Below are 20871 nucleotides of genomic sequence, written 5' to 3' on the forward strand. Positions count from 1 at the left end.
TCCCCGCCCCTCTGACTGGGCGTCCCCCCATGAGGGGAGAGGGGGAAGAGCAGTCCGGCGCGGGGTTGAGTTCAATCCACAGGCTTGGCCGTGGTTTCAGGATGAATCGGTTGCTGCTCCCTGCTCCGAACGGCTCCCTCTCCCGCTTGCGGGAGAGGGTTGGGGAGAGGGGTTCTCTGCAGTCGACTACGTCAGCTCAAGCCTCCTCCATCACCACCACCCGCTGCCCCGCCCGCACCGGCGAACCCGGCTGCACGCGGACCTCGCGCACCACGCCGTCGCGCGGGGCGGTGAGGGGGATTTCCATCTTCATGGATTCGAGGATCACCAGGATGTCGCCGGCCTTCACGCTGGCGCCGGCTTCCACCTGCACCTGCCAGAGGTTGCCGGCGATGTGGCTCTCGATGGCATGCTGGCCGGCGCCGAGTGGAGCGTCCTCACCGGTGTCGACGGCGGCTTCCTCGCTCTCGAAGTGCGCCTGGCCGGAAGCGATCCAGCGCTCGCGCTCGGCATCGAAGGCGGCACGCTGGTGGCTGCGGAAGGCGTCGATGCTCTCGGCTTCCTTGGCGAGGAACTGTTGATAGTCGGCGAGGCGCAGTTCGCTGTGCTCGATGCGCAGCGGGTAGCGGCCCAGCGGGAAGTCGCGGCGGATGCGCAGCAGTTCATCCGCCGACACCGGGTAGAAGCGGATCTGGTCGAAGAAGCGCAGCAGCCAGGGCTTGCCGTCGAACGCCGCGACCTCGCGGTAGCGGTTCCACATCTGCAGGGTGCGGCCGACGAACTGGTAGCCGCCGGGACCTTCCATGCCATAGACGCACATATAGGCGCCGCCGATGCCCACGGAGTTTTCCGCCGTCCAGGTGCGCGCCGGGTTGTACTTGGTGGTGACCAGACGGTGGCGCGGGTCCAGCGGCGTGGCCACTGGTGCGCCGAGGTAGACGTCGCCCAGGCCCATCACCAGGTAGCTGGCCTCGAACACGGTGCGATGCACCGCTTCGAGGTCCGGCAGTTCGTTGATGCGGCGGATGAACTCCAGGTTGCTCGGGCACCAGGGCGCGTCCTTGCGCACGGTGGTCATGTATTTCTCGATGGCCAGCTGGCAGGCCGGATCGTCCCAGGACAGCGGCAGGTGCACGATGCGCGACGGCACCTTGAGGTCCCGGGCGGCGCAGACGGCGTCCCAGAGACCGGCGACGGTTTCCAGCAGGCTTTGCAGCGGCAGGGTTTCCGGCTGGTAGTGCACCTGCAGCGAGCGGATGCCGGGGGTAAGATCGATCACCCCGGCGAGTGCCTTGGCTTCCAGCGCCTGCATCAGCGCGTGGGCGCGGAAGCGCAGCACCAGGTCCAGCTCGGGCTGGCCGATTTCCAGCAGCAGGTGGGTGTCGCCGGAGAGGCGGGCCACCAGGCGGGTGTGGTCCTGGCCGAGGTCGAGGACGACGGGAGACGTGAGCGCGGCGCTCGGGCTGCCCTCATCCCCCGCCCTCTCCCGGAGGGAGAGGGGGCTGTCCGCATAACCGGATACCACCAGGTCTGCCGGTCGCTCCAAACTACCCCCTCTCGCTTTGGGAGAGGGTTGGGGTGAGGGGGAACCGGAGGCGTCGATGCCGGGCAACTCGCTCCTGCGAAGAGCCGCCAACTCGCGGGCGTCGGAAATGGAGACGGGCACGAAACGCACCTTGTCCCCGGCCTTGAGCTGGCCAAGCTGCCAGAGGTCGGCCTCGATCACCGTCACCGGGCAGACGAAGCCGCCCAGGCTCGGGCCGTCGGGACCGAGGATCACCGGCATGTCGCCGGTGAAGTCCACCGCGCCGATGGCGTAGGGGTTGTCGTGGATGTTCGACGGGTGCAGGCCGGCCTCGCCGCCGCTTTCGCGCACCCATTCCGGCTTCGGGCCGATCAGGCGCACGCCGGTGCGGCTGGAGTTGAAGTGGACTTCCCAGTCGGTGGCGAAGAAGGTCTCGATGTAGGCCGGCGTGAAGTATTCCGGGGCACCGTGGGGGCCATAGATCACGCGGATCTCACGCACGGCCGGCAGCTCGGTGCGCAGGTGCGACGGCAGGCTCGCGCCGTGGCTGTCGTCGGTCAGTTCCGCGAGATGCAGCACATCCCCGGCCCGCAGGGCGCGGCCGCCGTGGCCGCCGAACTGGCCGAGGGTGAAGGTGCTCTTGCTGCCCAGATAGTCCGGCACCTGCAGGCCGCCACGCAGGCACAGGTAGCTGCGTGCGCCGGCGCCGCTGACGGTGCCCAGGCTGAGGGTGGAGCCGGCGGCGATCAGCAGCGCGGTGTTCATCGGCTGCTCGATGCCATCGAGCAGGACCGGCAGCGCTGCCCCGGTGATCGCCACCACCGCGTCGGCGTTGAAGCGCAGGGTCGGGCCGCTCATGGTGATTTCCAGCGCGGCGGCGCCTTCGGGGTTGCCCAGCAGGACGTTGCCCAGGCGCAGCGCGCGGTCGTCCATCGGCCCGGACGGCGGCACGCCGACGGCCCAGTAACCGAGGCGGCCGGGGTAGTCCTGCACGCTGGTCTGGGTGCCGGCGCTGAGTACCTCGAAGGTTGTCGCGCGGTAGCGCAGGCTTTCCAGGCAGCGCGTCCAGGGCGAGCCGCTGGCAAACGGGGCGTCCTTGATGATCTGCCGCAGGTAGTCGCGGTTGCACTCAACGCCGTAAAGCAGGCTCTCGGCGAGCGCACGATCCAGGCCGGCGCTGGCCAGCTCGCGGGTCGGCGCCCAGGCGATGAGCTTGGCGATCATCGGGTCGAACCAGGGCGGAATCTCGCAGCCGGCCTCGACCCAGGTGTCGATGCGCAGCGCCTTGCCTTCCGCCGCCGGGAACTGGACGGCGGTGAGCAGGCCGGGGCAGGGTTGGAAGTCGCGGCCCGGGTCTTCCGCGTAGAGCCGCGCCTGGATGGCGTGGCCGCTGGGTTTCAGCTCGGCAACCAGTTCGGCCAGGGGCGGCAGGTCGCCGGCGGCCAGTTCGATCATCCAGCGCACCAGGTCGACGCCCCAGACCTGTTCGGTGACGCCGTGCTCCACCTGCAGGCGGGTGTTCACTTCGAGGAAGTAGAAGCGCTGCGCCTGGCTGTCGTAGACGAACTCCACGGTGCCGGCGCTGCGGTAGCTGACGGCTTTCGCCAGCTGGATCGCCGCCGCGCACAGGGCTTCGGCCATGCCGGTGGGCAGGTTGGGCGCGGGGGTTTCCTCCAGCACCTTCTGGTTGCGCCGCTGCACCGAGCAGTCGCGCACGCCGAGGGCGATCACCTCGCCCTGGCCGTCGCCGAACACCTGCACTTCCAGGTGGCGGGCGCGCTCGATGTACTTCTCGATGAACACGCCGGAATCGCTGAAGTTGTTCTGCCCGAGGCGCTTCACGGCGTCGAAGGCGTCGCGCAGTTCGTCCGCCGAGCGGCACACGCGCATGCCGATGCCGCCGCCACCAGCGGTGCTCTTGAGCATCACCGGGTAGCCGACCTGCTCGCCGGCCCGCAGGGCGGCGTCGAGGTCTTCCAGCAGGTCGGTGCCTTCGAGCATCGGCACGCCCTGTTCGCGGGCCAGGGCGCGTGCCGTGTGCTTGAGGCCGAATACCCGCAGTTGCTCCGGCGTCGGGCCGACGAAGGCAATGCCGGCAGCTTCGCAGGCTTCGGCGAAGGCGGCGTTCTCGGAAAGGAAGCCGTAGCCGGGATGGATGGCTTTGGCGCCGCTGTCACGGGCGGCCTGGAGAATCTTTTCAACGTCCAGATAGGTGCTGGACGCCGGCCCCTCACCGAGGCTGATGGCCTGGTCGGCCTGCTGGATGTGCAGGCTGGCGGCGTCGGCTTCGGAGTACACGGCCACGCCTTCTACTTGCAGCTCACGAAGGGTGCGCAGGATGCGGCAGGCAATGGCGCCGCGGTTGGCAATCAGGAGCTTGTCGAACATGAGGAAGTCCCCATGGGGTGGCGGGCCGTCCCGCCATGATTCGGTGCGCGCCACGGTCGTCCGTGGCGCTGGAGGCTCTCGTAGGATGGGTGGAGCGGAGCGATACCCATGCTGTATCGGTGATGGGTATCGCAGGCTCCACCCATCCTACGAGGCAGGTTCGTTTTCGCGGGGACGCTCAAGTAGCGTCGGGCTGCATTGGGCGCTGCGGCTCTGGCAGAGCGCGAACAGCCAGCGGCGCAGGCGAGAGGTCAGTCCCATACCAGCAACTCCGCCGACGTCGGGTTCCAGCCGTTGCAGGGGTTGTTGAGCTGCGGGCAGTTGGAGATCAGGACGATGACGTCCATGTGCGCCAGCAGCTCGACGTACTTGCCGGCGCCGGAGATGCCGTCCTCGAAGGTCAGGCCGCCTGCGGCGGTGACCGGCACGTTCATGAAGAAGTTGATGTTGTGGCTGATGTCGGCCTTGGTCAGGCGGCCGTCGTGCAGGCTGGCGCGCAGGAAGTTGTCGCGGCAGCTGTGCATGTAGCGCTTGTCCAGGGCGTAGCGCACGGTGTTGCTCTCCTGGGCGCAGGCGCCGCCGAGGGTGTCGTGGCGGCCGCAGGTGTCGGCGACGATGCTCAGCATCGGGTTGCCGAGGTTGGACCAGAGCACGCTGCCGGCGCTGAGGTAGACCTGTCCCTGCTTGCGCAGGGTGCGCTGCACGTCGTAGCGCTCGCGCGGGTTGGCGGCGCTGAAGAACAGCGTGTCCACCGCCTGGTTGCCTTCCAGGTCGAGGATGCGCAGGGTCTGCCCGGCCTTGAGTTCGGTGAGGCTGGGTTCGCCGGCCGGGATCAGGGTGCGCGAGACGCAGGCTTCGGGGTGTTTGTCGCTGGGGACGATGGGCATGCTCGCGCTCCTTACAGGTACTGGCGTTCGGTGTTGTGGAAGCCGCGGCCGTTCTCTGCGCGCGAGGTGCGGCAGAGCACGCTGATGCCATCGGACGCGACCTGCTGCCAGGTCAGGCCGATGGGCTTGGGCGCGTACTGCGGGTCCGGGTCCAGCGGGTGTTGCAGGGCGGTGAGGACGACGAGGGTGTCCATCGGGGCGTAGAGCTCGACGAAATCGCCGGCTTTCGAGTTGCCCTGGGCGAAGCGGAAGCAGCCATCGGCGTCGACGTCCACGCGGCTGAACAAGTTCAGGCACATCAGCAGGTCCTGCAGGCGCATGTCCCACTTGCCCATTTCCACCAGCAGGTTGTCCACGCCGTTGCGGTGGAAACCGTTGCGCAGTTCCTGGTAGCGGCCGGCGCCATACTTCTCCTGCACTTCGGCGGCGTTGAGCACGCCGCCGAAGCTGTCGTGCCAGCCGCAGCTGTCGGCGGTGATGGCAGCCAGCACGCGGCCCATGTCCGAGTACAGGCAGTGGCCGGCGGTGAGGCGCGCCGTGTGCTGGCACTTGAGGCTGTCGGGCAGGTTCAGGCGCTCGCTTTTCTCGGCGGCATTGAACAGCAGCACGCTGGCGTTGCCGCCGCCTTCGATGTCGGTCAGGCGCAGCAACTGGCCGCGCTTGAGCACGAAGGAGGTGTGGCCGCCGCCGGGGACGGTTTCTTCATAGAGAGTGGTGCGCAGGTCGTTCATGTCGGGTTCCTCAGTAGGCCGGCGTGATCAGCGGCACGGCCGTTTCCAGGCGCGCGGCGAGCGGTTCGGGCAGGGCGGCGCGGGCGGCCTTGCGGTCGGAGTTGAGCGGGATGTCGTAGGTGATGCGGGCGCCGTAGGCGCTGGGTGCCTGCGGGTCGTGGCGGACCTTGTCGAAGACCAGCAGGCGGGTGCCCAGGCTGAAGCCTTCGGCCAGGTCGTGGGTGACCATGAACACGGTGAGGCGGGTTTCCTGCCAAAGCTCCAGCAGCAGGGCGTGCATGTCCTTGCGGATACCGGGGTCCAGCGCGCCGAAGGGCTCGTCGAGGAGCAGCACGCGCGGCTTCATCACCAGCGCCTGGGCAATCGCCAGGCGTTGTTGCATGCCGCCGGACAGGGCGCTCGGATATTGCTGCAGGGCATGGCCGAGGCCGACGCGCTCGAGCAGCTGGGCAGCCTGATCGCGGGCGTCCCGCTTGGCCGCGCCGAACAGCCGGCCGAGCAGCGGCGAGCGCGGCAGCTCCAGGCCGAGGGCGACGTTGTCGAGCACGGACAGATGCGGGAACACCGAGTAACGCTGGAACACCACGCCACGGCTTGGATCGGGCTCTGCGGCCAGCGGCTGGCCTTCGAGCAGCAGTTCGCCGCGGCTGGGGCGCTCCTGCCCGAGCAGCAGGCGCAGGAAGGTGGACTTGCCGCAGCCGGAGGCGCCAACCAGGGTGCAGAACTCGCCTTCGTTCACCTCGAGACTCAGGTGCTCCAACACCACGTTGCCGTCGTACTCCTGCCAGACATTCTTCACGCTGATGAAACTCATGCCTTGCCTCCTTCGTACCAGGGGAAGGCGCGGCGGGTGAGCGCGCGCAGCGCCCAGTCCATCAGCCAGGCCAGCGCGGTGATCCACACCACGTAGGGCAGGATCACGTCCATGGCCAGGTAGCGGCGCACGAGGAAGATGCGGTAGCCCAGGCCATCGGTGGAGGCGATGGCTTCGGCGGCGATGAGGAACAGCCAGGCCGAGCCGAGCATCAGGCGCAGGGAGATGAGCAGGCGCGGCATCAGTTGCGGCAGCACCACGCGCAGGATCAGCGTCCAGGTGCTGGCGCCCAGGGTCTGTGCCTTGATCAGCAGTTCGCGGGGGATTTCCCGGGCGCGCTGTTCGATGTCGCGTGCAATGCACGGGGCGACGCCGATGACGATCAGCACCACCTTGGACAGCTCGCCCAGGCCGAAGACGATGAACAGCACCGGCAGGATCGCCAGCGGCGGGATCATCGACAGCACGGTGAGCAGCGGCGAGAGCGGCGCGCCGAACAGCGGCACGCTGCCGGCGGCGATGCCCAGCACCAGGCCGAGCAGGGCGGCGATGCCAAGGCCCAGGCCGAGGCGCTGCAGGCTGGCGCCGGTGTCCTGCCAGAACAGCACTTCGCCGGTGCGCTTGTCTTCGCTGAAGGCCAGGCGGTTCACCGCGTCTGCCATCTGTACGGCACTGGGCAGCAGCTTGTCGTTGGGGTTCTCCGCCAGCCGCGCCGTGGAGCCTGCGAAGTAGGCGAACAGCAGCAGGGCGAAGGGCAGCAGCACCAGGAACAGGCGGCCGCTGCGGTCGGGGGTTCGGTTGATCAGGCGCATGGTTCGTACCTGTGGGGTTCCGTTTGAAGCTTCCCTCTCCCTAACCCTGGCTGCGCGCCCCGCTCCGAAGGGAGAGGGGACCGTTCGGTGCAGGTTGAAACCTTGGCGTCAGCCGGCACGGACAGCGCCTTCTCCCTTCAGGGAGAGGGCGGGGAGAGGGCTTCGGATACAACGTGATGGGTTGCCACGGAGGGCCTCAGAGCTTTCCGTCCGCCGCCATCTGCACGTAGGTCGGGTCGAAGCGCAGCTTGAGGTTCTGCGCGTCACCCGTGGTGAGGCCGCCGGCGAAGCTCATGCCGACCGCTTCGGCGCTTTTCGCACCCTCGCCGAGCAGGCCGTGGGCGAAGGAGAACGCCGCGACCTTGTCCATGGTCGCCGGCAGTTTCGGGCTGGTGGCGAAGGCCAGGGCTTCCTTGGGCGTGGCAAACAGCCTGGTGGTGGCGAGCTGGCTCTGGTAGCCGGCGAGGTCGGTGCCCGAGGCCTTGGCCATGTGTTCCAGCGCGGCGCGGGTCTCGGCGCTGTCGCCCTGCATCAGCGCCACGGTTTCGAACCAGGCGCCGGCCAGCGCCTTGCCCAGGGCGGGGTTGTCTTTGAGCACCGCGCTGTTGACCACCATCATGTCCATGATCTCGCCGGGAACCTGGCTGGAGTTGAACACCTCGGTGGTGCCCGGCTTGGCGCGGGCCTCGGCGAGCATCGGGTTCCAGGTGGTCACGGCCTGCACGTCTTCGGTGTTGAAGGCGGCGGCGATGTCGGCGTCGGAGGTGTTCACCGTCTTCACGTCCTTCTCGGTCAGGCGGGCGTTCTCCAGGGCGCGGGCGAGCAGGTAGTGGGAGACGGACAGCTCCACCAGGTTGACGTTCATGCCCTTGAGATCGGCCAGGGTCTTGCCTTCGCCCTTGAGGACGATGCCGTCGTTGCCATTGGAGAAGTCGCTGACGATCAGCGCGGTGGAGTCGACGCCGCCGGCGGCGGGGATGGTGAGGGCGTCCATGTTGGTCATGGTGCAGCCATCGAACTGGCCAGCGGTGTACTGGTTGATCGACTCGATGTAGTCGTTGAGCTGGGTGACCTTGATCTCGATGCCGTACTTCTTCGCCCACTTGTCGACGATGCCGTGGCTGGCCGCGTATTCCCAGGGCATCCAGCCGGCGTAGATGGTCCAGCAGAGGTTGAAACTGTTCTTCGCGGCGGCGGAGGCCGAGATGCTGAAGGCGGCGAGGCCGGCGGCGAACAGGGCGGTCAGAAGGGGCTTGCGCATGGAGCATCTCCAGTCGATTGGCGGGCAGGCAGGAGTCGGGCGGCACTTGTCGCTCTCGTCTCCCGGGCTTTTGTCCCGCCGTGTAACCTCGCTGGAGGTCGATGACTCTCGGACCAGTCACTCGCCGTGCGAGCCGGAACCCTAGTCATCCATTGTCAGATTGTGGTGCCGCTGTCCGAAGGATCGGATCGTTCCTGCACAGCCGAGACAAAGCGAGCGGCGTGCCAAGTCGGTGAAAGTGCCGGTGCAGAAGGGTCGCGCTGGACCGGGACGGAAATTTCACGGCAAGCCGGGGTGTTCGCCTGCCCTCAAATGAAGCGCCGCGCCGCATCCTGGTGCGCGCGTCCAGTCGAAAGACAGGAGCGGGCAGGATGCGCCGGGCGGCAGACTGCAGCGACCTTCACCTTGAGGAGTCCTTCGTCATGTCCGAGCTGCTGAGCTTCGCCAAGGGCGCGTTGACCCTGTTCTGGGTCGCCGCCGTGCTCAACCTGATCTACCCCTTTGGCGAGCTGTATCGCCCACTGCTGGGGCTCTCCGCGATCCTGCTGGCGGTGCACGCGGTCGAGGTGCTGTTGCTGGCGCGCCGTCATTCCTGGCTGGAACAGGTGCAGGTGCTGCTGTTCGGCGTGCTGCACCTGCAGAGCCGCAAGCTTCGTCACCTGGAAACCTTGAACGGCTGATTTACCCAAGCTTTACCTTTCGTCTTGGCACCGCCTTCTGACAGACATGTCTGATCCTGTGAGACCGGAAGAATGTACGCCCCGCATCCCGGCGCGGCGGCCGGCTCGCCAGATGGAGGCGCCATGCGTCGTTTCTTCGTTGCTGTACTGATGATCCTTCCGTTGACCGGCTGCGTGGTCTACGAGCATGACCACGACCGTGGCGGCTGGCATGACCGGCCGCACTACTACCGCCCGGCGCCGCCGCCGGCCTATTACGGTGGTCCATACCAGGGGTGGCGCCGTTGAGGCAGGAGCCTGACGGGTATCGCTTCGCTTCACGCCATCCTGCGAGAAGCACTCATGACGCGGCGTTGAACGCCGCGTCTTCCTCCAGCAGCATCTCCACGAACTGGCTGGCCGCGGGCGACAGGCTGCGGCTGGCATGGCGTACCAGGGCGTAGGCGGAGCCACGCCCGGCGACGTCGCCGCTGCTGGGCCAGGGCAGCAGCGCCAGGCTGCCGGCCCTCACGTCCGCGGCGACCACATCCCAGGTGGCCAGGCAGAGCACGTCGCTGCCTTTCACCAGTTCCTTGAGCATCAGTACGTCATCGCATTGCACGCTCAGCGGTTGCTCTCGACCCAGGGTGCGCACCATGCCTTCGTGGGCATCACGCGGCAGTCGCGGGCCGGCCAGCGGGAAGTCGAGCATGCGCTCGACCGAGGGCACGGTGCCGATCAGCGGATGTCCCGGCCGACAGAACAGCACACTGCGATGCACGCGCAGCGGCAGGATGTCGAGGCGGTTGTCGCCTTCGAGTTCGCGGTAGTCGGCGATGAACAGCTCCAGTTCGTCGTCCAGCAGACGCCGGTGCAGCTCGCTCCAGTTCTCGATGGAGAGCAGGACCGACACCTTCGGGTGCGCGCTGCTGTAGCGCGCCAGCACCTGCGGCATCAGTCGCGCGCCGGGGAAGGGCCCGGCGCCCAGGCGCAGTTCGCCGGTTTCCAGGTCGGCCAGTTGCAGCACCGCGTTCTTCAGCGCGCGGTCGCCGGCCAGCAGGCGGCGCGCATGCTCCAGCACCAGCTTGCCATGGGCCGTGAGGGTGACGCCGCGTGGGTTGCGGTCCACCAGTTGGCAGCTCAGCTGGCCTTCCAGCGCCTGGATGCTCCGTGACAGGGCGGGTTGACTCAGATTCACCGCCTCCGCGGCGCGGGCGAAGTGACCGTGCTCGGCGAGGGCGGCGAAGTGGCGTAGCTGGCGGAGATCGCTCATGCGCTTCCTGCATTGATTGTGAAATTGGAATGCATTGGAATTATTAGCGCGTCGGCCGGCATAGTGCGAGCACAACAACAAAATCCGGAGTCTTCCCGATGTCCCGTCTTTCCGCTGCCGTGCTGCTTGCCAGCCTCTGCCCCGGCCTGCTGCTCGCCGCCGAACAGCCCAAGCCCCCGACTTCCTTCACCCAGGCTGCCCAGGAGCAGGTGCGCCAGTCGCTGCCCTTCAGTGACCGCGCCGATTTCGACCGGGTGGAGAAGGGCCTGATCAAGCGCCCCGAGAACCTCGTGATCAAGAACGAGGACGGTACCGTCGCCTGGCAGCTGGGCGACTACGACTTCATCAAGGCCGCCAAGGACGCTGCCAGCGTCAACCCGAGCCTGATGCGCCAGGCCCAGCTGAACCTCAGCTACGGCCTGTTCAAGGTCACCGACGGCATTTACCAGGTGCGCGGCTTCGACCTTGCCAACACCACCTTCATCGAGGGCAGGACCGGCTGGATCGTCATCGACACCCTGACCACCCCGGCGACTTCCAAGGCGGCCTACGCCCTGGTGAGCCAGGAGCTGGGGCAGAAGCCGATCCGCGCGATCATCTACAGCCATGCCCACATCGACCACTTCGGCGGCGTGAAGGGCCTGGTCAGCCAGGAGCAGGTGGACAAGGGCGAGGTGCAGATCATCGCGCCCAAGGGCTTCATGGAAGCGGCGATCAAGGAGAACGTGCTGGCCGGCAACGCCATGCTGCGCCGCGCCACCTACCAGTACGGCACGCTGCTGCCCAAGGGCCCGAACGGCCAGGTCGACATGGCCATCGGCAAGGGCGTCGCCCACGGCCCGATGAGCATCATCGCCCCGACCAAACTGATCGAGGGCAACCTGCAGGAGCTGGAAATCGACGGCGTGCCCTTCACCTTCCAGAACACTCCGGGCACCGAATCGCCGGCGGAGATGAACGTCTGGCTACCGCAGCAGAAGGCGCTGCTGATGGCTGAGAACGTCACCGCCACGCTGCACAACCTCTATACCCTGCGCGGCGCCGAGACCCGTGACCCGCTGGGCTGGAGCAAGTACATCAACGAGGCGCTGCACCAGTTCGGCACCAAGGCCGAGGTGATGTTCGCCGTGCACAACTGGCCGCGCTGGGGGCACGAGGACATCGTCCGCACCCTGGAAAAGCAGCGTGACATGTACGGCTACCTGAACGACCAGACCCTGCACCTGGCCAACAACGGGGTGACCATCAACCAGATCCACGAGCGCCTGAAAGTGCCGCCGGAGCTGGCCAACGAATGGTTCAACCGTGGTTATCACGGCAGCGTCAGCCACAACGTGCGCGCGGTGGTGAACAAGTACCTGGGTTACTACGACAGCAACCCGGCGACCTTGAACCCACTGGCCCCGGAGGATTCGGCGGTGAAGTACGTCGAGTTCATGGGCGGCGCCGACCACCTGCTGCAGATGGCCAGGGCTTCGTTCGACAAGGGCGAGTACCGCTGGGTGGTGGAGGTGGTCAACAAGCTGGTCTTCGCCGCCCCGAGCAACCAGGCCGCGCGCAACCTGCAGGCCGACGCCCTGGAGCAGCTCGGCTACCAGGCCGAGAACGCCGGCTGGCGCAACAGCTACCTGACCGCCGCGCAGGAGCTGCGCAACGGCGTGCCGCGTGACCTGCCGCCGATGAAGTCGGGCAGCCCCGACGCGCTGGCCGCGATGGATACCGGCCTGCTGTTCGACTATCTCGGCGTGCGCCTGAATGCGGAGAAGGCCGAAGGTGAGGACTTTGCCATCAACCTGGTGCTGCCGGACAAGAACGAGCAGTACCTGCTGGAGCTGAAGAACTCGCACCTGAACAACATCAAGGGCGTGCAGAGCGAGAACGCCGGGCAGACCGTGACCATCGACCGCGCCGACCTCAACCGCCTGATGCTCAAGCAGGTCTCGCCGGTGCGCCTGGTATTCGAGGGCAAGCTCAAGAGCTCGGGCAACCCGCTGCTGCTGGCCAAGCTGTTCGGCATGCTGGAGGACTTCAACTTCTGGTTCGACATCGTGACCCCGCCTGAGAAGAGCTGATCCCGCTCAAGCCCGCGTCACCCGGTGATGGCACAATGCAGTGATTGCATTGTGCCATTGTTTTTTTCCCGGCCAGTCTGCACCATGCCACCCCTGCGCCCGCAGCTGGTTGTTGGCGCTCGCAGTCGAGTCGTCGCGATCATGCTCAGCCGTTGTACCAGGATGCTGCGTCGTTGCTGGCCGGGGCCTTTGGCCCTGGTGCTGATGACATCGCTCGGCGTCCTGGCGGGCGCCCGGCAGGTCGAGTGGGACTTCCAGCGCATCGGTGAACAGTCCACGCGGCTCTACGGCCCGCTGGGCGACGGCAAGGTGCGCATCGATGCCTGGCAGAAGCTGCTCGCGCAGCAGGCCTCCACCGGCGAGCGCGACCAGTTGCAGGCGGTCAACCGCTTCTTCAACGACCAGCTGCGTTTCACCGACGACCTGAGCCTCTGGCACGAAGTGGACTACTGGGCGACGCCGGTGGAGGCCTTGCTCAAGGGCGCCGGCGATTGCGAGGACTTCGCCATCGCCAAGTACATCAGCCTGCGACACCTGGGCGTGCCGGCCCAGAAGCTGCGCATTACCTACGTCAAGGCGCTGCGGCTGAACCAGGCGCATATGGTGCTGACTTATTACCCGAGGCCCGATGCCGTGCCGCTGGTGCTGGACAACCTGATCGGCAGCATCCTGCCGGCCAGCCAGCGCAGCGACCTGCAGCCGGTCTACGCGTTCAACGGCGAGGGCCTGTGGCTGGCCGGCAGTGGCGCGGGGGGCGGCAAGCAGGTGGGCGACAGCAAGCGGCTGTCGCGCTGGCAGGACCTGTTGAAGAAGATGAAGGCCGAAGGCTTTCCCGAGAACGAATAGCTCCTCTGACTGAGGCGAATAGCTCCATCGACGGAGCCTGGAGACACGATGTCCCTGTTCAAACAGTTGTTGATCGCCATCTGCCTGTTCCTGGTGGTCGCCTTCAGCGGCAGCTTCATGGTCGGCCTGGAAAGCTCGCGCGAGCAGTATGGCAACCAGCTGCGCTCCCATGCCCAGGATGCCGCCACCGCGCTGGGCCTGTCGCTGACGCCGAACATCGACGACCCGGCGATGGTCGAGCTGATGGTCAGCTCGATCTTCGACAGCGGCTATTTCGAGAGCATCCGGGTGATCGACCTGTCGACCAACAAGGTGATCGTCGAGCGCACCGGCGTGCCCGATGCGGTGGCGGCCAAGGTGCCACAGTGGTTCATCTCGCTGATCGACCTGCACTCGGCCGGCGGCGACGCCATCGTCAGCCGCGGCTGGACCCAGGCGGCGCGGGTCGAGGTGCTCAGCCACCCGATGTTCGCCATCGCCAAGCTCTGGCAGAGCGCGCTGGGCAGCCTGCTCTGGCTGGTGCTGTGCGGCATCGCCAGCGCCGTGCTCGGCGCCATCCTGCTGCGCCGCCAGCTCAGGCCGCTGGACTACATGGTGGAGCAGTCCCATGCCATCGCCCGCCGCGAGTTCCTCAGCCTGCCGGAACTGCCGCGCACCCCCGAGCTGCGTCGCGTGGTGCAGGCGATGAACCAGATGGTGGAAAAGCTCAAGGCGCTGTTCCAGGAGCAGGCCCAGCGCAGCGAACGCCTGCGCGACGAGGCCTACCTGGACAGCCTGACCGGGCTGGGCAACCGGCGCTTCTTCGACATGCAGCTGAACAACCGGCTGAGCGCCGAGGACCAGGTCAGCAGCGGCGTGTTGCTGGTCCTGCGGGTGAATGATCTCGCCGGACTGAACCAGCGCCTGGGCGGCCAGCGCGTCGACCAGTTGCTCAAGGCCGTGGCCGACCAGCTGCGCCTGGCTGCACAAGGGGTGGGCGCTGGCCTGACCCTGGCGCGCAGCCGTGGCGGCGAGTTCGTCATGCTGGCGCCCGGGCTGATGCCCGAGGACGCGCCGGCCCTGGCGATGCGCCTGGAAGCCATGCTCGCTGCGCTGGTTACCACCGGTGCCAGCGACGTCAGTCCGGTGGCCTGCCTGGGACTGGTGCCCTTTGTTTCCGGCGAGTCCGCCCAGGTGCTGTTGCAGCGCGCGGACGAGGCGCTGGTGCAGGCCGAGCGGCAGAACGACAGTTGCTGGGCCTTCCTCCAGAGCGGCGCGAAGCCGGTCGCCGAGGAGCGCCACAGCTGGCACCAGTTGCTGGACGAGGCGCTGGTGCACAAGCGCTTCCAGCTGCACTTCCAGGCGGTGGTGTCGTGCGCCGACCCGCAGGTGGTGCTGCATTACAAGGTGCTCTCGCGCCTGCCGGACGGGCAGGGCGGCAGCATTGCCGCCGGGCGCTTCCTGCCCTGGCTGGACCGCTTCGGCTGGACCGCGCGGCTGGACCTGCTGATGCTGGAAAGCGTGCTGGCGGACATGGCGAAGCACAACCGCCCGCTGGCGCTGAACCTGTCCGCTGCGCTGCTGCGCGATGAATGGGCGACCACCCGGGTGTTCGACCTGCTGAGGCAGCACCCACAGTTCGCCGGGCGCCTGACCCTGGAGCTGGAAGAAGACCAGCTGCCGGCGCAGCCGGTGCTCGAAGCGCTGACCCGCCGTCTTGGCGAGCTGGGATATCGTCTGAGCCTGCAGCATTTCGGCGGGCGCTTCAGCATGATCGGCAACCTGGCGCGGCTGGGGCTGGCATACCTCAAGGTCGATGGCAGCCACATCCGCCATATCGACCAGGAGAACGACAAGCGCCTGTTCATCGAGGCGATGCAGCGCGCGGCGCACAGCATCGACCTGCCGCTGATCGCCGAGCGCGTGGAGACGGCCGGGGAGTTCCGTGTACTGAAGGAAATGGGGATTCAGGGCGTGCAGGGGCAGCTGTTCGGTGGGCCGGCGCCGTGGTGATCGACACCGGAGCGGGGGGCTTTTCGTAGGAGCGGACTTTGTCCGCGATGGGTCCGCCTCGCTCCGAGGTTTCCCGCGCCGCTTCGGCGTGCGCTGCAAGATCTTGTTTCGCCCCCTCGGGCGAGTCCCTTTTGGCAAACGTCGGATAGCCGCCCTCCCAAAAGGAACCAAAAGGTCTAGCCCCTCCATCCGGTTTTTCGCTTAGGCGAAAAATACCCTCGTTGAACCGAAGTTTCAGGGGCACGCCACGACGGGCCATCCCTGGCCCATCGCGGCTCTCGCGACATCCATGTCGCTCAACCCCTGAAACTACGCTTCAACGAGGCCTCCTGAAAGGGGCCGTCCGGAGTGCTCGGGCGTTTCTCTGGAAGTCTTTTACTAGCCAAAGCCAAAGCCAAGCCAAGCCAAGACAGGGGAGATAAGGCTTTTCGTAGGAGTGAGGGGGACGCCCAGTTCTTGCTCGCGAATCTGCCCCATAGCGGAGACCGTTCGCGAGCAAGCTCGCTCCTTCAGATACCCGTCGTTGAATCGCAGGGTTTGAAAAGAAAAACGGGGCTCAGATCAGCCCCGTTTCCTCGTCATCGTTGATCAGCCGGGTCAGCCCGCCCAGGGCTTCCCGCGCCTGGGTGCGGTTGAGCAGCTTCGAGCGTGCCGCCGGCGGCAGGTCGGTGATACGGATCACGCCCTTGGTGATCAGCACCGAGATCAAGTCCTCCAGTACCCGGATCATGTCCAGGTCGCTCTGCTTGAGCTGCAGCAGACTGCTTTCGGCCGCCCAGGCCTGGATGTCCGGATGGTCCGCCGGCAAGGTACCGGTGGCGCCTTCGAACTCGGCGTCCTCGACACGCGCGACTTTTCCCTCGGCGTTGCGCTGGATGTACAGCATCGACCCGTCCCCATGTCTCTTGATGTGAAGGAACGACAGCGGGACCACCCCGAAGGGTGGCCCCGCTGTCGTCGTGTCAGAGCCTGACCGTTTGGAAGCCTGGCGGCAACCGCGGATCAATGATGCTCAGTCTTGACCACCGGGTCGGAACCCGCCACCAGCTTGTTGACGATCTCGGTGGAGGTCGAGCCGTAGCTGGAGAGGTCGACGCCGCTCAGCTTGATGGTCACGTCCGCCGCACCGCCACTGTTGATCTGCCCGGTGGTGCTCACCTGCAGGGTCGAGGTCGCGGTGTCCACCTTCAGGTAGCTGAGGATGTCGTTGTGCGCAGTCTCCGGCAGCAGGTCGCTGATATCGATGCGGTCGCCTTCACCGGCCTTGAAGTCGGTGATGGTGTCGTTACCGGTATCGCCGGACTTCCAGATGAACAGGTCCGCGCCCGCACCGCCGGTGAGGATGTCGTTACCCTTGCCGCCGGTCAGCTGGTCGTCCCCGGTGCCGCCGATGAGGATGTCGTTGCCATTCTCGCCGAACAGGAAGTCGTTGCCGCCCTGGCCGTAGAGGATGTCGTTGCCCTCACCGCCGTAGAGGCTGTCGCCACCACCACGGGTATCGCCCTCGACGTTGAACAGCGTGTGGTTGTTCTTGATGTAGTCGTACATCTCGTCGCTGGTCGCGGCGTGGCCGTTCTTCAGCTCCAGGAACGCCGACAGCGCGCTGACGCCGGAGCCCGCCGGCATGTCGGCCGGTTTCGCCGGATTGCCGTTGACGCCCCAGGGCAGGTTATCGGTGTTGATGGTGTCACCGAAGATGATGTCGTCGCCGGCACCGCCGTGGATGGTGTCATTGCCCGACGGCGCCAGCTCGGTGCTGGAGGAACCGCCATGCAGCGCGGCAGTGAGGTCACTGGCCTGCTTGACGATGTCGACCTGGCCGACGGTTGCGTAGGTGGTGGTGGCCTGCTTGATGTTGTCGAGGTAGACGGTCGCGGTGCCAGAACTGGTGTTATCGGTCAGCACGAAGTCGAAACGATAGATGCCTTCACCCACGCTCTTGCTGCTGTAGGTGTCGTTACTCGCGTTGGAATTCAGTGTGTGCGACTCGACCTCCGTCCAGACACCTTTGACGTTCTGCATCAGCTTCCAGGTGAAGGTGTCGCCGTTACGCATGGAGTCGCTGAATTCGAAGCTGAAGACCGAAGTGCTGTTCTTGCCGACCGTCAGGTCCGAGCTGTTGGCGGTGGTCGAGCCGGCCGCGTTGGTATCGGTCAGGCGCAGCTCGCTGCCCGAGATAGCGGCTGTGCCGGTAGTACTTGGGGACAGCGTCCAGCCGGTCAGGGTGGTGCCGTTGTTGAAGGTGAACAGCGTGGAGGACGAGCTCCAGTTCATCGACGAATCGATACCGGTGACGCTGCTGTTGTCGAAGTACTTGAGAATGTCCGAATTGACGTTGGTGCCGATGCCGATGGCGCGTACTTCGCTGAGATCACTGAGGGCAACGAAGGCCTGGGCCGACTCCTTGACGATGCTGTTGCTGGTGCTGGAGCCGTCACCGTAGGTCTTCGACTCGGTCGGGTCACCGTCGGTGAGGAACAGCGTGAGGTTGGTGTAGCCCTTGGTCTGGCCGTTGAACCAGCTGACCGCCTGCTCGAACGCCGCCTGGTAGTCGGTGCCGCCGGTGGCGGACAGCCCGTTGATGGCAGTGACCAGCTTGTCGATGTTGGCGCTGGTCAGGTCGGAGACGCTGACCTTCAGGCTGGCGGTGCTCTGGAAGCCGATCAGGGCGATATTGACGACGCCGTCGTGGCCCTTGAGTTCGTTGGCCAGGTTGATCAGCGCATCCTTGACCAGCTTCATGCGCGAGTCGGCATAAGCCGCACCGGACTGGCCGGCGAGGTTGTAGGCCATGCTGCCGGAGGTGTCGATCACCAGGGCGATGTTGTAGTTGGTGCCGCCCTGGGTGAGGGTCTTGACGCCGCCTACGTCGCCGAGGATGACGTCGTCGCCCGAGCCGCCGGTGAGGGTGTTGTCGCCGTTGGGCGTGGTGCTCGGGATCTGTACCTGGCCGACGTGGATGTCGAAGCCGTAGGTGGCCGACGTATCGACGCCGCCGTTGGCCACTCCACCGCTGTCCTGGACGGCGAACTCGAAGTGGGCGTTGCTGCCCGAACCATCCGGAACATAGGTCAGCTTGCCGGCGGCGATGTCGCTGGCGCTGACGGACTTGCCGGCACTGATCGCCTGGCCGTTGAGCAGCAGGGTGCCGGAGTCCGGCAGAGCCTTGATCAGGATGTTCTGCAGGCTGTGGTTCTGGCCGTTGGCGGAGTCCGCGCTGTCGCTGAAGGCGAAGTCCTTGAGGGCGAAGGTGTAGGTCTTGCCGGCATAGACGCTGGCCGATCCATCGACTGACAGCGGCGCATCGTTCACCGGGGTGACGTTGAAGGTCAGGGTGCTGGAGGCGCTGGAGAAGCCGTCGTGGCTGTCCTGCACCGAGAACTTCAGGGTTGCGTAGGCGTTGCCTGCGGCATTGGCCACCGGGGTGTAGACCAGGCTGGCGAGCAGGCTGACGGCGATCACCTGGCCGGCGGTCACCGACTGGCCATTGAGGGTCAGGCTGCCGGCGGTGGGCAGGTTGTCGATGCGGATGGCCTTGAGCGCGTCACCGGCGTCCTTGTCGCTGAAGCCGAAGTCGCTGGCGCTGAAGCTGCGCTTGCCATCCTCGTTCAGGGTCACGGTGCTGTCGGTGGCGGTGGGCAGGTCATTGCTGCCGGTCACTGTGATGGTCACGGTGGCTGGTGCGCTGACTGCACCCTGAGCGTCCCTGGCGGTGTAGGTGAAAGTCACCTGGCGCGATTCGCCGACGTTGAGCGAGTCGAAGTCGCTGCCCGGGTTGAACACATAGCTGCCGTTGGCGTTGAAGGTGAGGCTGCCGTTGCCGGCACCTACGTCCTTCACCAGGGCATAGCCGTTGGGGTTGACCGCGCTGTCGATGTCGCTGGCAGCCGGCACCACGCCGCTGAGGCTGTTGTTCTCGCCGGTGGTCTGCTGGTCGTTCCTGGCCTCAGGCGCATCGTTCACCGGGTTGATGCCCACGGTGACGGTGGCGGTGCTGGTGCCGCCATGACCATCGCTGATGGTGTAGGTGAAGCTGCCGGTGCCGTTGAAATCCTTGGCCGGAGTGAACACGACGTTGCCGTTTTCCAGCTTCACGCTGCCGTTGACCGCGTTCTGCACGCTGACGATCGACAGGGAGTCGCCGTCCACGTCGCTGTCATTACCCAGCAGGGTCTGCGGGGCGATGGTCAGCGGGGTGTCTTCGTTGGTCACCAGCTCGCTCACCGCGTGGGTCAGCGCCGTGCCGCCGAGCACGCTGTAGGTGCCGCCCTGCGGGCGCATTTCCACCTGCAGCTGGGCCTGGCCGCCCTGGTCCCAGTAGACGATCTCGATGCTGTGGCTGCCGCCCTGGGCAATGCTGAAGACCGCTGATTCACGGCCGGTCGGGCTCTGGTTGGCGTCGAACTTGAACACTTCCACGCCGTCGATCTTGATGCTGAAGCCGTCGCCGCCCAGGTCACCGCCGCTGAGGCTGTAGTTCAGCGAGGTGGCGGTAAAGGTGGCGGCGGCCGCCTTGCCCGTGATGAACGAGGAAACCTGCGACAGGCTGGTCAGGTTGCTGCCATCGACGCCCTCGCGGTAGCCCCAGTAGCTGCCCTTCAGGCCGCTGAGGGTGAAGGTGTCGTTCGCCGCCAGCGGGGCGTCGTTCACCGGGGTGACGTTCAGGGTGAGGGTGTTCGGCGTGGTGTCGAACCCATTGGCGCTGTCCTTCACCGAGAAGGTGAAGCTGGCGTAGTTGTCGCCGTTGGCGTTGGCGGCCGGGGTGAACACCAGCTTGCCGAGGTCGGCGGCGGCGATCACCTGGCCGGCGGTCACGGCGTTGCCGTTGAACGTCAGGGTGCCGTGGGTGGGCAGGCTGTCGATGCGCACGCCACTCAAGGTGTCGCCGCTGTCCACGTCGGTGAAGCCGAAGTCGGCGACGCTGAAGTTGCGGCTGCTGTCTTCGTCCAGGGTGACTGTCTTGTCGGCGCCGTTGGGAGCGTCGTTGCTGCCGTTGACGGTGAGGGTGATGGTCTTCGGATCGCTGAGCGCGCCGGCGTCGTCCTTCGCCTGGTAGGTGAAGGTAACGGTTTCGCTCTGCCCGGCGGCCAGGTGGTCGAAGGCGGTACCCGGCGTGAAGGTGTAGCTGCCGTCGGCGTTGAAGACGAGGCTGCCCTTGCCCTGGGCGATATCGGTGGCCAACTGGTAGCCGACCACGGTGCCGTCGATATCGGTGGCGGCCGGGACCTGGCCGTGCAGGACGGTGTTCTCTTCGGTGGACGCGGTGCCGTCGACGGCAACCGGGCGGTCATTGCTGCCGGTGACGGTGATGGTGACGGTCTGCGGGTCGCTCAGCGCACCGTCGTTGTCCTTCGCCTGGTAGGTGAAGGTCACGGCTTCGCTCTGGCCGGCGGCCAGGTGGTCGAAGGCGCTGCCCGGAACGAAGCTGTAGCTGCCGTCGGCGTTGAAGGTCAGGGTGCCTTTGCCGGCCGCCACGTTGGTGGTGAGCTGGTAGCTGGCGACGCTGCCGTCCACATCGGTGGCGACCGGGACCTGCCCCTGGAGCACGGCGTTCTCGTCGGTGGTCTGGCTGTCGGCGTAGGCGACCGGCGCGTCGTTGGTGCCGTTGAGG

Annotated in this window: 14 protein-coding genes and 1 riboswitch; of the genes, 5 read left to right on the forward strand and 9 right to left on the reverse strand. The window is 66.5% G+C overall.

Annotated elements, in window-relative coordinates; genetic code table 11:
* Positions 1-196 precede the first annotated feature (196 nt).
* The 6 genes from uca to MJ122_RS29645 all read right to left on the reverse strand — a co-directional run bounded on the left by uca (position 197) and on the right by MJ122_RS29645 (position 8418).
* Complete coding sequence (uca, locus tag MJ122_RS29620) at positions 197-3913, reverse strand: urea carboxylase (protein ID WP_239747162.1); 3717 nt, start codon at positions 3911-3913, stop codon at positions 197-199.
* Positions 3914-4164: 251 nt separating this feature from the next.
* Complete coding sequence (locus tag MJ122_RS29625) at positions 4165-4800, reverse strand: urea amidolyase associated protein UAAP2 (protein WP_239747163.1); 636 nt, start codon at positions 4798-4800, stop codon at positions 4165-4167.
* An 11-nt stretch (positions 4801-4811) separates the two neighbouring features.
* Positions 4812-5531, reverse strand: a complete 720-nt coding sequence (locus tag MJ122_RS29630) for an urea amidolyase associated protein UAAP1 (protein ID WP_239747164.1) — start codon at positions 5529-5531, stop codon at positions 4812-4814.
* Positions 5532-5541: 10 nt separating this feature from the next.
* Positions 5542-6345, reverse strand: coding sequence for an ABC transporter ATP-binding protein (locus MJ122_RS29635; RefSeq protein ID WP_239747165.1), 804 nt, complete (start codon positions 6343-6345; stop codon positions 5542-5544).
* A complete protein-coding gene (locus tag MJ122_RS29640; RefSeq protein ID WP_088417723.1) occupies positions 6342-7157 on the reverse strand; it encodes an ABC transporter permease in 816 nt (271 codons plus the stop codon). The genes MJ122_RS29635 and MJ122_RS29640 overlap by 4 nt, the downstream gene beginning before the upstream one ends.
* 196 nt (positions 7158-7353) lie before the next feature.
* Positions 7354-8418 (reverse strand): putative urea ABC transporter substrate-binding protein, encoded by a 1065-nt coding sequence (locus tag MJ122_RS29645; protein ID WP_088417724.1) that lies wholly within the window; start codon positions 8416-8418, stop codon positions 7354-7356.
* 57 nt (positions 8419-8475) lie between these two features.
* A riboswitch (guanidine-I (ykkC/yxkD leader) is annotated at positions 8476-8574 on the reverse strand.
* A 266-nt stretch (positions 8575-8840) separates the two neighbouring features.
* On the opposite strand from MJ122_RS29645, the gene MJ122_RS29650 reads away from it, so the two are divergent.
* A complete protein-coding gene (locus MJ122_RS29650) occupies positions 8841-9098 on the forward strand; it encodes a DUF1145 domain-containing protein (protein WP_239747166.1) in 258 nt (85 codons plus the stop codon).
* 123 nt (positions 9099-9221) lie between these two features.
* Entirely contained in the window at positions 9222-9386 is a 165-nt protein-coding gene (locus MJ122_RS29655) for a hypothetical protein (RefSeq protein WP_017519451.1), read from the forward strand.
* A 52-nt stretch (positions 9387-9438) separates the two neighbouring features.
* Here MJ122_RS29655 and MJ122_RS29660 read toward each other — a convergent pair whose 3' ends face one another.
* Complete coding sequence (locus MJ122_RS29660) at positions 9439-10350, reverse strand: LysR family transcriptional regulator (RefSeq protein WP_088417725.1); 912 nt, start codon at positions 10348-10350, stop codon at positions 9439-9441.
* 98 nt (positions 10351-10448) lie between these two features.
* Between MJ122_RS29660 and MJ122_RS29665 the strand changes: the two genes are divergently transcribed.
* From MJ122_RS29665 to lapD, 3 genes are all read left to right on the forward strand, one after another.
* On the forward strand, positions 10449-12422 hold the full coding sequence (locus MJ122_RS29665) for an alkyl sulfatase dimerization domain-containing protein (protein WP_239747167.1): 1974 nt from the start codon (positions 10449-10451) through the stop codon (positions 12420-12422).
* 204 nt (positions 12423-12626) lie between these two features.
* Positions 12627-13268, forward strand: a complete 642-nt coding sequence (lapG, locus tag MJ122_RS29670) for a cysteine protease LapG (RefSeq protein ID WP_239747168.1) — start codon at positions 12627-12629, stop codon at positions 13266-13268.
* Between the two features lie 48 nt (positions 13269-13316).
* A complete protein-coding gene (lapD, locus tag MJ122_RS29675; RefSeq protein WP_239747169.1) occupies positions 13317-15260 on the forward strand; it encodes a cyclic di-GMP receptor LapD in 1944 nt (647 codons plus the stop codon).
* Between the two features lie 556 nt (positions 15261-15816).
* Here lapD and MJ122_RS29680 read toward each other — a convergent pair.
* A complete protein-coding gene (locus tag MJ122_RS29680) occupies positions 15817-16146 on the reverse strand; it encodes a hypothetical protein (protein ID WP_024767779.1) in 330 nt (109 codons plus the stop codon).
* A 116-nt stretch (positions 16147-16262) separates the two neighbouring features.
* Positions 16263-20871, reverse strand: a 4609-nt coding sequence (locus MJ122_RS29690) for an Ig-like domain-containing protein (RefSeq protein WP_275590885.1), incomplete at its 5' end; no start/stop codon positions are given.

The organism is Pseudomonas sp. DP-17 (genome assembly GCF_022380625.1).
GTDB lineage: Bacteria > Pseudomonadota > Gammaproteobacteria > Pseudomonadales > Pseudomonadaceae > Pseudomonas > Pseudomonas nitroreducens_A.

Bases quoted from the DNA above. Each gene is read 5' to 3' on its own strand.
- uca (WP_239747162.1), bottom strand. From the start codon at position 3,913: ATGTTCGACAAGCTCCTGATTGCCAACCGCGGCGCCATTGCCTGCCGC.
- MJ122_RS29625 (WP_239747163.1), bottom strand. From the start codon at position 4,800: ATGCCCATCGTCCCCAGCGACAAACACCCCGAAGCCTGCGTCTCGCGC.
- MJ122_RS29630 (WP_239747164.1), bottom strand. From the start codon at position 5,531: ATGAACGACCTGCGCACCACTCTCTATGAAGAAACCGTCCCCGGCGGC.
- MJ122_RS29635 (WP_239747165.1), bottom strand. From the start codon at position 6,345: ATGAGTTTCATCAGCGTGAAGAATGTCTGGCAGGAGTACGACGGCAAC.
- MJ122_RS29640 (WP_088417723.1), bottom strand. From the start codon at position 7,157: ATGCGCCTGATCAACCGAACCCCCGACCGCAGCGGCCGCCTGTTCCTG.
- MJ122_RS29645 (WP_088417724.1), bottom strand. From the start codon at position 8,418: ATGCGCAAGCCCCTTCTGACCGCCCTGTTCGCCGCCGGCCTCGCCGCC.
- MJ122_RS29650 (WP_239747166.1), top strand. From the start codon at position 8,841: ATGTCCGAGCTGCTGAGCTTCGCCAAGGGCGCGTTGACCCTGTTCTGG.
- MJ122_RS29655 (WP_017519451.1), top strand. From the start codon at position 9,222: ATGCGTCGTTTCTTCGTTGCTGTACTGATGATCCTTCCGTTGACCGGC.
- MJ122_RS29660 (WP_088417725.1), bottom strand. From the start codon at position 10,350: ATGAGCGATCTCCGCCAGCTACGCCACTTCGCCGCCCTCGCCGAGCAC.
- MJ122_RS29665 (WP_239747167.1), top strand. From the start codon at position 10,449: ATGTCCCGTCTTTCCGCTGCCGTGCTGCTTGCCAGCCTCTGCCCCGGC.
- lapG (WP_239747168.1), top strand. From the start codon at position 12,627: ATGACATCGCTCGGCGTCCTGGCGGGCGCCCGGCAGGTCGAGTGGGAC.
- lapD (WP_239747169.1), top strand. From the start codon at position 13,317: ATGTCCCTGTTCAAACAGTTGTTGATCGCCATCTGCCTGTTCCTGGTG.
- MJ122_RS29680 (WP_024767779.1), bottom strand. From the start codon at position 16,146: ATGCTGTACATCCAGCGCAACGCCGAGGGAAAAGTCGCGCGTGTCGAG.